Raw genomic sequence first — 12,664 nt, 5'->3', positions numbered from 1 at the left:
CGACTTGTCCGCGTGAAGGCTTGCGGGCAAGGTTCGGCAACCGCCAGGACCCGCCTGCCCGATGAGCGAGACGCCCTACCCGCACCTCTTCCAGCCGCTGGACCTGGGCTTCTGCACGCTGCCGAACCGTGTGCTGATGGGCTCGATGCACACCGGCCTCGAGGACCACGCGCGCGATTTCCCGAAGCTCGCCGCGTATTTCCGCGAGCGCGTCGAAGGCGGCACCGGCCTGATCGTCACCGGCGGCATCGCCCCGAACCTGGTCGGCTGGCTGAAGCCCTTCGCCGGCAAGCTCGGCTGGCCGTGGGAAGTGCACAAGCACCGCATCGTCACCCGCTCGGTGCACGAGGCCGGCGGCCGCATCTGCCTGCAGATCCTGCATGCGGGCCGCTACGCCGCGCATCCGCTGCTGGTGTCGGCCTCGAAGCTGAAGGCGCCGATCAGCCCGCTGACGCCACGCGCGCTGTCGTCCTGGGGCGTCGAACGGCAGATCGGCGCCTTCGTCACCACCGCGAAGCTGGCGCGTGACGCCGGCTACGACGGCGTCGAGGTGATGGGCAGCGAGGGCTATCTGATCAATCAATTCCTGGCGCCGCGCACCAACCGCCGCGACGACGCCTGGGGAGGCACGCCGGAGAAGCGGATGCGCTTCGCGGTCGAGATCGTTCGCCGCATCCGCGAGGCCGTCGGCCCGGACTTCATCCTGATCTACCGGCTGTCGATGCTCGAACTGGTGCCCGAGGGCTCCGACTGGGACGAGATCGTGCTGCAGGCCAAGGCGATCGAGGCGGCCGGCGCGACGATCATCAACACCGGCATCGGCTGGCACGAGGCGCGGGTGCCGACGATCGCGACCTCGGTGCCGCGCGCGGCCTTCGCCGGCGTCACCGCCAGGCTGAAGCCGCATGTGAGGCTGCCGCTGGTCGCCACCAACCGCATCAACATGCCGGAAGTCGCCGAGGCGATCCTCGCCGCCGGCCAGGCCGACATGGTGTCGATGGCGCGGCCGCTGCTGGCCGATCCGGAATGGGTGAACAAGGCGCGCGCCGGCCGCCGCGACGAGATCAACACCTGCATCGCCTGCAACCAGGCCTGCCTCGACCACGTGTTCGTGAACCGGCGCGCCAGCTGCCTGGTGAACCCGCGCGCCTGCGCCGAGACCGAGCTGAACTACGCGCCGGCGGCAGTGCGGAAGAAGGTCGCGGTGATCGGCGCCGGCCCGGCCGGCCTCGCCTGCGCGACGGTCGCCGCGCGACGGGGCCACGCGGTCACCCTGTTCGACGCGGCCACCGACATCGGCGGCCAGTTCAACCTCGCCAAGCGCATTCCCGGCAAGGAGGAGTTCGCGGAGACGCTGCGCTATTTCGACCGACTGCTGCAGCTCACCGGCGTCGAGCGCCGGCTCGGGCAGCGGGTCGACGCGGCCGCGCTGGCCGGCGGCGGCTTCGACGAGGTCGTGCTCGCGACCGGCATCCTGCCGCGCCGGGTGGACTTTCCGGGCAGCGACCACCCGAAGGTGGTCGGCTACCTCGACGTACTGGCCGGCCGGGTCGTGCCCGGCGGCAAGGTCGCGATCATCGGCGCCGGCGGCATCGGCTTCGATGTCGCCGAGTTCCTGGTCGCGCCGCCGCCATCGTCGACCGTCGACGTCGGCCGCTGGATGCACGAATGGGGCGTCGACCCGGAATTCCGCGGCCGCGGCGGCCTCGCCCCGCCGTCCCCGGAGCCGCCGGCGCGGACGCTGTGGCTGCTGCAGCGCAGCCCCGGCAAGCCTGGCGCCCGCCTCGGCAAGACCACCGGCTGGATCCACCGCGCGGCGCTGAAGGCCAAGGGCGTCACCGCCCTCGGCGGAGTCGAGTACCTGGGCGTCGACGACGCCGGCCTGCGCATCCGGGTCGACGGCGCCGAGCAGCGGCTCGCGGTCGACCACGTGGTGGTCTGTGCCGGCCAGGAGCCGCTGCGCGAACTGGTCGAACCCCTGCGGGCCGCGGGCTTCCAGCCGCACCTGATCGGTGGCGCCGACGTCGCCGCCGAGCTCGATGCGAAGCGCGCGATCGACCAGGGCAGCCGGCTGGCGGCGGCCCTCTGAGCTTGCCGGCGGGCGGACCCTGCGCCGCCGCATTACGGGGTTGGCCGCCCCCGCCCGGAACGTGATCCACGCCCGATCCGGCCACGTTCCACGCTGATTCGTTTGTCGAATCAGATACTTGCTGAACCCCGTTCAGGCGGGGTTCGATCCGGCCCCGTACCATGCGCGCCTTCGCCCCGGTCGTGAAAGTGACGACCGGGTCACGACGAGGCCCCGGCTGCATGGCTGCGCGGGGTTTCCGGCGGCGCCCTTCGAGAACGCCCGCGCCCCGGAAAACGAGCCCGGCTCGTCCATCCCCAAAACGCCAGGCCACGCTTACGGCGGGAAACCGCCACCGCAGCGATGCGGACCCCCGCGTGGCGCAACGGAGCAAGGAGTTCCGCCATGAAGTTGTCTTTCCTGCTGTGGCTCGCCTCGATGCTGCCCCAGCCCGCCGCCGATCCGCTGTGCCTGGCGACGACGGTCTACCTGGAAGCCCGCAACCAGTCCGAACTCGGCCAGCGCGCCGTCGCCGAGGTCGCCATGCGCCGCTACGAGAGCGGCCGCTGGGGCGACTCGGTCTGCGAGGTCGTGACCGCCCGCCGGCAGTTCGCACCGGGCATCGTCCATCCCGGCATGCGCCTGCGGAATCTCGAGGCCTGGCAGCGGGCGGTCGAGGTCGCGTTCGCGACCCAGGCCGACTGGCAGCTGCCGCCCGGCGAACGCAACGAGGTCGTGCCCGGCGCCAGCCACTTCGCCGCGCTCTCGATCGCCTCGCCGGAATGGGCCTCGGCGCCCCAGGTCGCGACCATCGGCGACCACACCTTCTTCCGCGTCACCCGCCTGGCGCCTCCCGGCGGCCCGGTCGTCGCCCAGCAGCGCATGGCCCCCTGAATGAAGAAGGCCACGCGGGAGCGTGGCCTTCCTGGTGCCGGCGCGATGATCCGCGTCAGCGCTTCTCGATCGGCACGAACCCGCGGTCCTCGGGACCGGTGTAGTTGGCGCTCGGGCGGATGATCTTGCCGTCCATGCGCTGCTCGATCACGTGCGCGGACCAGCCGCTGGTGCGGGCGATCACGAACAGCGGCGTGAACATCGCCGTCGGCACGCCCATCATGTGGTAGGCCGAGGCGCTGTACCAGTCGAGGTTCGGGAACATCTTCTTCAGGTCCCACATCAGCGTCTCGATGCGCTCGCTGACGTCGAACAGCGTCTGGTTGCCGCCCTCGGCGCAGAGCTTGCGCGAGATCTCCTTGATGATCGGGTTGCGCGGGTCGCCGACCGTGTAGACCGGGTGGCCGAAGCCGATGACGATCTCCTTGCGCTCGACGCGGGCACGGATGTCGGCCTCCGCCTCGTCGGCGCTGCGGTAGCGGGCGATGATCTCCATCGCGACCTCGTTGGCGCCGCCGTGCTTCGGTCCACGCAGCGCGCCGATCGCGCCGGTGATGCACGAATGGATGTCGCTGCCGGTGCCGGCGATGACGCGCGCGGTGAAGGTCGAGGCGTTGAACTCGTGTTCGGCGTAGAGCACCAGCGACTGGTCGAGCGCGCGCGCATGCGATTCGCTCGGCGGTTCGCCGTGCAGCAGGTGCAGGAAGTGCGCCGCGATCGTGTCGTCGTCGGTCTCGACGTCGATGCGGCGGCCGTTGCGGGTGAAATGCCACCAGTACAGCAGCATCGAACCGAAGCTCGCCATCAGGCGGTCGGCGATGTCGCGCGCCTCGTGGTGCGCGTGTTCGTCGCGCTCCGGCAGCACGGTACCGAGCACCGAGCAGCCGGTACGCAGCACGTCCATCGGATGCGCGTTCGCCGGCACCAGTTCCAGCGCCTCGGCGACGATCGCCGGCAGGCCGCGCAGGCGGCGCAGCTTGGCCTTGTAGGCGCGCAGCTGGTCGGCGGTCGGCAGTTCGCCGTGCACGAGCAGGTGGGCGACTTCCTCGAAGCCGGCCTTCGTCGCCAGGTCGTGGATGTCGTAGCCGCGGTAATGCAGGTCGTTGCCGCTGCGGCCGACGGTGCACAGCGCGGTGTTGCCGGCGGGCGTGCCGCTGAGGGCGACGGACTTCTTGGCCTTCGGCGGATTCGGGGAAACGTCGCTCATCGTCTTGCTCCGTTCGGGGTCGTGTTGCGGTTGATCCTAGTTCTGGAAGCGGCGCTCGGGCGGCAGTACCGGACAGGCGTCGACCTCGACCTGACCGTCGTCTTCAGGCGCAGCGAGCCAGCAGTCGCGCAGCGCCGAGCAGTAGCAGACCGTCATCGAAATGCGCTGCGTCTCGGCACGGATCTGCGCGAAGGCTTCCTGCCCGGATGGTATGAGGTAGGCCAGATGCTCGCCGGGCGACAGCACCGCGCCCCAGAGGCTGCTGTAGAGCTGGCCGGGGTCGCTCAGCCCGAGGCGGGCGGTGACTTCCGCCCAGTCGCGCACCGGCACGCCGTCGATGCTCACTTCCACGGTCTCGATGATCGCCGGGCCGATGCCCTTGTTCGAGACGCGGAATTCGCCGTCGACACCGGCGTAGTAGAAGTCGAGCCGCGGCCAGACCTCGGCGCGCACCTGTTCGCGCTGCAGCAGCACGGTATAGACCGACACCAGCACCGCCGCCAGGCCGATCAGCACGGCGGCGATCGCGGTGATGCGGTCCCAGTCGCGACCGGGGCGGGACTCGCGCGGCGGCGCGGCGGCTTCCACTCCTATTTCGCCTTCTGGAACAGCGCGTCGAGGCGCCGCTCGAAGTCGTGGTAGCCGATGCGGTCGTACAGCTCCTCGCGCGTCTGCATCGTGTCGAGCACGGCCTGCTGGTGGCCGTCGCGGCGGATCGCGGTGTAGACGTTCTCGGCGGCCTTGTTCATCGCCCGGAACGCGCTCAGCGGATACAGCTGGATCGCGACGCCGACCGAGGCGAGTTCCTCGCGGCTGAACAGCGGCGTCTTGCCGAATTCGGTGATGTTGGCGAGCACCGGCACCTTCACCGCTTCCACGAACCGCGCATAGGTCGGCAGATCGTAGGCGGCCTCGGCGAAGATGCCGTCGGCGCCGGCCTCGACGCAGCGCTGCGCGCGCTCGATCGCGGCGTCGACGCCCTCGACCGCGATCGCGTCGGTGCGCGCGATCAGGAAGAAGTCCGGATCGGCCGACTTCGCGTCGGCGGCAGCCTTGATGCGGTCGACCATCTCGTCGGCGGAAACGATCTCCTTGCCCGGACGATGGCCACAGCGCTTGGCGCCGACCTGGTCCTCGATGTGGCAGGCGGCGGCGCCGGCCTTGATCAGCGACTTCACCGTGCGCTCGATGTTGAAGGCACTCGGGCCGAAGCCGGTGTCGATGTCGACGAGCAGCGGCAGCTCGCAGACGTCGGTGATGCGACGGGTGTCGATCAGCACGTCCTCGAGCCCGGTGATGCCGAGGTCGGGAATGCCGAGCGAACCGGCGGCGACACCGCCACCGCTGAGGTAGATCGCGCGGAAGCCCGCGCGCTGCGCCAGCAGGGCGTGGTTGGCGTTGATGGCGCCGACGACCTGCAGCGGCGATTCGGCGGCGAGGGCGGCGCGGAAGCGCGCGCCGGGAGAGGTCTTGGCCATGGGAACTCCTTGCGAGGCGCGCATTCTACCCAGCCGCCCGCGGCATCCGGAAACACGAAGGGCGGCCGATGGCCGCCCCCCGTGACGGAACGCTTCGCGCGCGTGCTCAGAGCAGGTGGGCGACGCCGGCGCGCTCTTCCTCGAGTTCGGCCAGGGTCTTGTCCATCATCGAGCGCGAGTAGTCGTCGATCTCCAGGCCCTGCACGATCTCGTACCTGCCGTCCTTGCAGGTGACCGGGAAGCCGTAGATCACGTCCTTCGGGATGCCGTAGCTGCCGTCCGACGGGATGCCCATCGTCGCCCACTTGCCGTTCGTACCCAGCACCCAGTCGCGGACGTGGTCGATCGCCGCGTTCGCCGCCGACGCCGCCGAGGACAGGCCGCGGGCGTCGATGATCGCGGCGCCGCGCTTGCCGACCTTCGGAATGAAGGTCTCGCGGTTCCAGGCCTCGTCGGCGACCTTGTCCTTCAGCGACGCGCCGGCGACGGTGGCGAAGCGGTAGTCCGGGTACATCGTCGGGCTGTGGTTGCCCCACACGACCAGCTTCTCGATCTCGGCGACCGCGACGCCGGCCTTGATCGCCAGCTGCGACAGCGCGCGGTTGTGGTCGAGGCGCAACATCGCCGTGAAGTTCTTCGGGTCCAGCTCCGGCGCCGACTTCATCGCGATGTAGGCATTGGTGTTGGCCGGGTTGCCGACCACCAGCACCTTCACGTCGCGCGCGGCGACCGCGTTCAGCGCCTTGCCCTGCACGGTGAAGATCTCGGCGTTCTTCAGCAGCAGGTCCTTGCGCTCCATGCCCGGTCCGCGCGGCATCGCACCGACCAGCAGGGCGACGTCGGCGTCCTTGAACGCGACCATCGGATCGTCGGTGCCGACCATGCCGGCGAGCAGCGGGAACGCGCAGTCCTCGAGCTCCATCATGACGCCGCGCAGCGCCGCCTGCGCCTTCTCCATCGGCAGTTCGAGCATCTGCAGGATGACCGGCTGGTCCTTGCCGAGCATCTCGCCGGAGGCGATGCGGAACAGCAGGGAGTAGCCGATCTGGCCGGCGGCGCCGGTGACTGCGACACGGACGGGGGTCTTCATGGGGATCTCCGGATTTCGCGCCTGAAGGCGCTGCTACATGGGTGGTGGATCGCGCCTGAAGGCGCTCCTGCAGATGAGGGGGAGGGTCAGGCGAGTTCGGCGAAGAACTCGCGGATGCGTTCGAGGCCCACGGGCAGCTGCGCTTCCGGGCAGGTGTAGCTGATCCGCAGCGAACGCGGCTCGCCGAAGGCCGAGCCCGGCACGCAGGCGACGCCCTTGGCCTCCAGCAGCACGTTGCAGAAGTCGACGTCGTTCGCGATCTTGACGCCCTTGTGCGACTTGCCGAAGGCGCAGCTGATGTCGGGGAACACGTAGAACGCGCCCTGCGGCTTCGGGCAGACCACGCCGGGGATCGCGTTCATCGTGGCGACGACGAGGTCGCGGCGCGCCTGGAACTCGGCGCGCTTCGCGGTCGGCACGTCCTGCGGGCCGGCCAGCGCGGCGACCGCGGCGGCGGTGACCACTTCCGGCAGGTTGGTGATGTGGGTCGAGTTCAGCACCGTCAGCGCCTTCGCGACGACCTCGGGACCGGCGATGAAACCGGCGCGCCAGCCCGGCATGCCGTAGGTCTTGGAGATCGAGTCGACGAAGATCACGCGGTCGCGCAGTTCCGGCCGCAGCATCACGAAGTTGTGGTAGCCGATGCCGTCGAACACCATCGTGTTGTAGATGTCGTCGGTGATCACCCAGGTGTCCGGGTGCTTCGCGATCACGTCGGCGAGCGCGGCGATCTCGTCGCGCGTGTAGACCATGCCGGTCGGGTTGTTGGGGTTGTTGAACAGGAACACCTTCGGCTTCGTCGCCAGCGCGGCGTCGAGCTGGGCCGGCGTCAGCTTGTAGTCCTGGCTCGACGGGCACGGCAGTTCGAGGATCTTCGCGCCCAGCACCTCGGCGATGTCGGCGTAGGTGGTCCAGAACGGCACCGCGTACGCGATCGTGTCGCCCGGATCCAGCAGCGCTTCCGCCAGGTTGTAGAGGATGTGCTTGGCACCGATGCCGGTGGCGCAGTTCATGCGCGTGTAGCCGGTGAAGCCGAGCGCCTCGATGTGCTTCAGGAAGGCGTCGAGCAGCGCGTCGGCGCCGCGGTTGCTGCCGTACTGGCCGCTGTCCTTCGCCAGCGCCTCGCGGGCCGCGGCGTAGACGTGCTCGCCGGGCAGGAAGTTCGGGACGCCGATCGAGAAGCTGACGATGTCGCGGCCTTCGGACTTGAGCTTCTTCGCCTTTTCGGCGACGGCCATGATGGCGCTGGGCTTGGCATTGCCCATGCGCGTGGCGAGCTGGGGCATCGGAATCCTCGCGGCTGGATGACGGTCGGTTAGCCGCCGAAGGATACCACGCCGCCCTTTCCCGGCCTCGCCGGCGCTGTGCGGGGAAGCCGGTTCGGGCATGCTGCGGCGATGCCGTTCGCCGCGTTCCTGCGCCGTTTCCTGCTGCCCGTGCTGCTCGTCGCAGCGGCGACGCCGGAGCGTTCCGCCGCGGTGGACGGGCTGGTCGTCGTGCGCGCCGATGTCGAGATCGTGCGCGGTGCCGGCCCGCTGCCTTCGGCGCGCGACTCGGAACGCGCGGTCAGGCACTGGCCGCAGGCGGTGGCCGCCGCACTGGCACTGCCGGAGCCGCCGGTTCCCTGGGCGCCGCCTCCCGATCCCCGCGACGACCCGGCGCTGGAACAGGCCCTGCTGCGGGTGGATGCGATCGCGGATGCGTTGCTGCCCGGGCCCGGCGAACCGCGATCGCGGCAGCCACGGCTGGACATCGGTGCCGACGCGGCGCAGGCGCTGCGGCAGGCGATGCCCGGGCGGCTGGCCCTGTTCGCGCGCCTGCGCGCCGGTGGGGCTTCGCCGCAGGCGGTCGCGCTGCTGCTCGACCTGGAGAGCGGTGTGGTGGTCGCCCGGCGCGCACTGTCGCGGCCCGGTGGCGACCCTGCCCGCGCCGCCGACCTGGAGCGGCTCGCCCGCCAGCTGCTGCGCGGCTTCCCGCTGGCCGGGGTTACCGCGGCACGATTGCCGGGCGCGCCGGCGACCGCGCTGCCCGAGGCCGACGTCGACGCCGACCTCGACCGCGCCGTCGCCCGCTTCGAACGCCAGCTGCTCGCCCACCCGGGTCGCGAGGACGACGCCGACCTGCACGCCTATCTGCGCGGCATCGCCTGCCGGTTGGCGCCGGAGCGCTGCGACACGCTGCGGCTGCACCTGCTGCGCGAGCCCGGCTTCAACGCGTGGTCGATCCCCGACGCGCTGCTGGTGCTGCGCACCGGCACCCTGCTGCGCTGCCGCGACGAGGCCGAGGTGGCCTTCGTGCTCGCCCACGAACTCGCGCATGCCCGCCGTGGCGACGCCCGCGAGCGCTGGCGCCGCGGCGAGGCAGGCGGCGACCCGCAGGCCGGCGACCCGGCGATCGAACGACGCGCCGATGCCGATGCGCTGGCGATGCTGGCGGCCGCCGGCTATCCGCCGGCAGCCGGGCTGCGCCTCTGGAGCCGCCTGGTCGTGGAGGCGGATGCGGCGCCGGTGCCGGCGGCGCGCACGCACCCGCCGCAACGCGAGCGGGTCGCCGAGCTGCGGGCGCGACTGGGAACTTCCGACGTCGACGTCGACGCCGGCGATGCGGGCGCCGCGCGCTGGCTGGCCGTGCTCGCTCCATTCCACGCGCGCTGGCTGGCGACGGAAGTCGCATTCGGCCGGCCCGAGGTCACGGCGGCGATGCTGGCCGGCGCCGCCGATGCCGCCGACACCGCCGACACCGAAGCCGCCTCCGGAATCGCCGGGAGCGAGGCCGCGGCGCGGCGCGCGCTCGCCGGTGACGGAAACGCGCTGGCGGCAGTGCTCGCCGCCATGGATGCTGCGGAGGCAGTGGCCGATCAGGAACGTCATGAGGTTCCGGCGGTGAGCGCTCCGCGCCAGCGCCGCGTCTTCGGCCTGCGCCTGCTCACCCGCCAGGACTGGGCCCGCCAGCCGGGGGCCGGCTTCGAGCAATGGACGCGGCACGGGCTGCCGCTCGATCGGCTGCTGATCGTCTCCGGCGTCGACGCCGGCGAGGCGCTGCTGCACGATGCCCGGCCCGGGGCCCGTCGCTGGCGACCCGGGCGCGGCCGTGCCGGGCTGCAGCTGGACCTCGCCGCCGCCCTGCACGACGCCGGCTGGCGCGAGATCCGCTACGCGGCGGCGGACCCGTGGTCGGCGGCGGGTGAAAGCGGGTGGCGGGCCGGCATCCGCCTCGCCGGCACCAACGGCCTGCGCCATCGCGGCCTGGTCGCCGCCGGCGAACAGGCGGGTCGGCTGGTGCTGCTGCTCTGGATCGCGCCCGAGCCCTGGTATCACGCAGAGGCCACGGCGACCGCGGCGCTGCTGGAGGGTGCGCGTTTCACGCGCTGAACGGCGCCGCGGCTGCGGCGCCGTCCTGGCCGGGCTTCAGCGGCCGGCGTCGAGCGCCCGGTTCCAGTCGGCCACCCGGGCGGACTGCGCCTGCAGCAGGGCCGAGGCATCGCCTTCGATGCGCACGCTCTCGATGCGGTCGCCGCCGCGGATCGCGTCGACCACTCTCTGGTCGTCCGCGCCCTCGACCTCGCCGAACACGGTGTGGCGGCCGTCGAGGTGCGGGGTCGGCACGTGGGTGATGAAGAACTGGCTGCCGTTGGTGTTCGGGCCGGCATTGGCCATGGACAGCACGCCCGGCTTGTCGTGGCGCAGGCCGTTGCGGGTTTCGTCCTCGAAACGATAGCCGGGGCCGCCGCGGCCGGAGCCTTCCGGGCAGCCGCCCTGGATCATGAAATCGGCGATGACCCGGTGGAAGTTCAGGCCGTCGTAGAAACCGCGCTGGGCCAGGTTGACGAAGCTGGCGACGGTGACCGGGGCCTTTTCCGGGTTCAGGCGGACGCGGATCGGGCCGCGGGCGGTGGTGAAGACGGCGGTCAGGCTCATGGGGATCTCCGGTTCATGGCGGCCGGCGGGTCGCCGGCGGGCCGTCAGGATGCCACAGGCGCGATTCCGCGGGCGGAGGCACCCCGTTCCGGGCTATACTCGCCGGCTTCCTTTCGCCTCGAGAACGCGCCCCCGGCGCCCGCCCGCATGTCCATCGAAAACCTCCGCAACATCGCCATCGTCGCCCACGTCGACCACGGCAAGACGACCCTGGTGGACCAGCTGCTGAAGCAGTCGAACACCCTGGGCGAGCGCCAGCAGCTGGCCGAGCGCGCCATGGACAGCGGCGACATCGAGAAGGAACGCGGCATCACGATCCTGGCGAAGAACACCGCGATCCGCTGGACCTCGCCGGACGGCCAGGACTACCGCATCAACATCGTCGACACCCCGGGCCACGCCGACTTCGGCGGCGAGGTCGAGCGCGTGCTGTCGATGGTCGACTCGGTGCTGATCCTGGTCGACGCGATGGACGGCCCGATGCCGCAGACCCGCTTCGTGACCCAGAAGGCGTTCGCGATGGGCTTCAAGCCGATCGTGGTGATCAACAAGGTCGACCGCCCGGGCGCGCGTCCGAGCTGGGTGCTGGACCAGACCTTCGACCTGTTCGACCGCCTCGGCGCCACCGACGAGCAGCTCGACTTCACCGTCGTCTACGCCTCGGGCCTGAACGGCTACGCCGGCATGGACGAGTCGGTGCGCGGCGGCGACATGACGCCGCTGTTCCAGACGATCGTCGACAAGGTGTCGCCGCCGCCGGTCGACCTCGACGGCCCGTTCCAGATGCGCATCACCTCGCTCGACTACAGCAGCTACGTCGGCATCATCGGTACCGGCCGCGTGCAGCGTGGCCGCGTGCGCACGAACATGCCGGTCACCGTGATCGACCGCGAGGGCAAGACCCGCAACGGCAAGGTGCTGCAGGTGCTCGGCTTCATGGGCCTGGAGCGCCACGAGGTGAAGGAAGCGCAGGCCGGCGACATCATCGCGATCTCCGGCATCGAGGGCCTCGGCATCTCCGAGACCGTCTGTGACCCCTCGGCGCCGGAACAGCTGCCGGTGCTCACGGTCGACGAGCCGACGATCAGCATGACGTTCCAGGTCAACGACTCGCCGTTCGCCGGCAACAAGGAGCGCAGCGGCGGCAAGTTCATGACCTCGCGCCAGCTGCGTGACCGCCTGCTGCGCGAGACCCAGCACAACGTCGCGCTGAAGGTCGAGGACACCGACGACGCCGACAAGTTCAAGGTCAGCGGCCGCGGCGAGCTGCACCTGTCGATCCTGATCGAGACGATGCGCCGCGAGGGTTACGAGCTGGCGGTGTCGCGTCCGGAAGTGATCATCAAGGAGATCGACGGCGTGCTGTCCGAGCCCTACGAATCGCTGGTCGTCGACCTCGAGGAGCAGTACCAGGGCGGCGTGATGCAACGCCTCGGCGAGCGCAAGGCGCTGCTGCAGAACATGGAACCCGACGGCAAGGGCCGCGTGCGCATGGACTTCATCATCCCGGCGCGCGGCCTGATCGGCTTCCAGACCGAGTTCCGCACCATCACCGCCGGCACCGGCCTGCTCTTCCACGTCTTCGACCATTACGCGGCGAAGTCCGACGGCGAGATCGGCCAGCGCCAGAACGGCGTGCTGATCTCCAACGGCACGGGTCCGTCGCCGGCCTATGCGCAGATCGCGATGCAGGAGCGTGGCCGCCTGATGATCGAGCCGGGCGAGGAGATCTACGAAGGCCAGATCGTCGGCATCCACGCCAAGGACAACGACCTGACGGTGAACGCGCTGCGCGGCAAGCAGCTCACCAACTTCCGTGCCGCCGGCAAGGACCAGGACGAAGGCCTGATCCCGCCGGTGAAGTTCTCGCTGGAGCAGGCACTGGAGTTCATCGACGACGACGAACTCGTCGAGATCACCCCGCTGGCGATCCGTCTGCGCAAGAAGCACCGCACCGAGAACGACCGCAAGAAGGCGTCGCGCGGCTGACGGGTCACCCGTACTGGCGGA

General features: G+C 70.7%; 10 protein-coding genes. 4 read left to right on the top strand and 6 right to left on the bottom strand.

The window, feature by feature from the left end; genetic code table 11:
- The first annotated feature begins 61 nt into the window (after positions 1-61).
- Both K311_RS0100205 and K311_RS14540 read left to right on the top strand, forming a co-directional pair.
- On the top strand, positions 62-2,089 hold the full coding sequence (locus K311_RS0100205) for an NADPH-dependent 2,4-dienoyl-CoA reductase (protein ID WP_026815633.1): 2,028 nt from the start codon (positions 62-64) through the stop codon (positions 2,087-2,089).
- Positions 2,090-2,473: 384 nt separating this feature from the next.
- A complete protein-coding gene (locus tag K311_RS14540) occupies positions 2,474-2,962 on the top strand; it encodes a cell wall hydrolase (protein ID WP_051239334.1) in 489 nt (162 codons plus the stop codon).
- Between the two features lie 55 nt (positions 2,963-3,017).
- On the opposite strand, the gene prpC is transcribed toward K311_RS14540, so the two are convergent.
- From prpC to K311_RS0100175, 5 genes are all read right to left on the bottom strand, one after another.
- The gene (gene prpC / locus K311_RS0100195) at positions 3,018-4,169 is read right to left on the bottom strand and encodes a bifunctional 2-methylcitrate synthase/citrate synthase (protein WP_026815632.1); all 1,152 of its coding nucleotides are present in this window, start codon (positions 4,167-4,169) and stop codon (positions 3,018-3,020) included.
- A 36-nt stretch (positions 4,170-4,205) separates the two neighbouring features.
- Positions 4,206-4,757 (bottom strand): hypothetical protein, encoded by a 552-nt coding sequence (locus tag K311_RS0100190; RefSeq protein WP_026815631.1) that lies wholly within the window; start codon positions 4,755-4,757, stop codon positions 4,206-4,208.
- 2 nt (positions 4,758-4,759) lie between these two features.
- Positions 4,760-5,647, bottom strand: a complete 888-nt coding sequence (gene prpB / locus K311_RS0100185; RefSeq protein ID WP_026815630.1) for a methylisocitrate lyase — start codon at positions 5,645-5,647, stop codon at positions 4,760-4,762.
- Between the two features lie 106 nt (positions 5,648-5,753).
- A complete protein-coding gene (locus tag K311_RS0100180) occupies positions 5,754-6,737 on the bottom strand; it encodes a malate dehydrogenase (RefSeq protein WP_026815629.1) in 984 nt (327 codons plus the stop codon).
- Positions 6,738-6,823: 86 nt separating this feature from the next.
- Positions 6,824-8,023, bottom strand: a complete 1,200-nt coding sequence (locus K311_RS0100175; RefSeq protein ID WP_026815628.1) for an aminotransferase class I/II-fold pyridoxal phosphate-dependent enzyme — start codon at positions 8,021-8,023, stop codon at positions 6,824-6,826.
- Between the two features lie 111 nt (positions 8,024-8,134).
- Between K311_RS0100175 and K311_RS0100170 the strand changes: the two genes are divergently transcribed.
- Positions 8,135-10,108 carry a M48 family metalloprotease gene (locus K311_RS0100170; protein ID WP_026815627.1) on the top strand — a complete coding sequence of 658 codons (1,974 nt, stop codon included), beginning with the start codon at positions 8,135-8,137 and terminating at the stop codon, positions 10,106-10,108.
- 36 nt (positions 10,109-10,144) lie between these two features.
- Here the strand turns inward: K311_RS0100170 and K311_RS0100165 are convergent, their stop codons facing one another.
- A complete protein-coding gene (locus tag K311_RS0100165; RefSeq protein ID WP_026815626.1) occupies positions 10,145-10,654 on the bottom strand; it encodes a peptidylprolyl isomerase in 510 nt (169 codons plus the stop codon).
- A 147-nt stretch (positions 10,655-10,801) separates the two neighbouring features.
- Here K311_RS0100165 and typA point away from each other — a divergent pair, with 147 nt between their 5' ends.
- On the top strand, positions 10,802-12,643 hold the full coding sequence (gene typA, locus K311_RS0100160) for a translational GTPase TypA (RefSeq protein ID WP_026815625.1): 1,842 nt from the start codon (positions 10,802-10,804) through the stop codon (positions 12,641-12,643).
- Positions 12,644-12,664 lie beyond the last annotated feature (21 nt).

The organism is Arenimonas composti TR7-09 = DSM 18010 (assembly GCF_000426365.1).
GTDB classification, from domain to species: domain Bacteria; phylum Pseudomonadota; class Gammaproteobacteria; order Xanthomonadales; family Xanthomonadaceae; genus Arenimonas; species Arenimonas composti.
Note: the sequence above shows the minus strand (reverse complement) of the source record. Positions and strands in the feature narration are given on the sequence as shown.

Coding starts and splice junctions, on each gene's coding strand:
- K311_RS0100180 (WP_026815629.1), bottom strand. CDS start 6,737: ATGAAGACCCCCGTCCGTGTCGCAGTCACCGGCGCCGCCGGCCAGATC.
- typA (WP_026815625.1), top strand. CDS start 10,802: ATGTCCATCGAAAACCTCCGCAACATCGCCATCGTCGCCCACGTCGAC.
- K311_RS0100205 (WP_026815633.1), top strand. CDS start 62: ATGAGCGAGACGCCCTACCCGCACCTCTTCCAGCCGCTGGACCTGGGC.
- prpB (WP_026815630.1), bottom strand. CDS start 5,647: ATGGCCAAGACCTCTCCCGGCGCGCGCTTCCGCGCCGCCCTCGCCGCC.
- K311_RS0100175 (WP_026815628.1), bottom strand. CDS start 8,023: ATGCCCCAGCTCGCCACGCGCATGGGCAATGCCAAGCCCAGCGCCATC.
- K311_RS14540 (WP_051239334.1), top strand. CDS start 2,474: ATGAAGTTGTCTTTCCTGCTGTGGCTCGCCTCGATGCTGCCCCAGCCC.
- K311_RS0100165 (WP_026815626.1), bottom strand. CDS start 10,654: ATGAGCCTGACCGCCGTCTTCACCACCGCCCGCGGCCCGATCCGCGTC.
- K311_RS0100170 (WP_026815627.1), top strand. CDS start 8,135: ATGCCGTTCGCCGCGTTCCTGCGCCGTTTCCTGCTGCCCGTGCTGCTC.
- prpC (WP_026815632.1), bottom strand. CDS start 4,169: ATGAGCGACGTTTCCCCGAATCCGCCGAAGGCCAAGAAGTCCGTCGCC.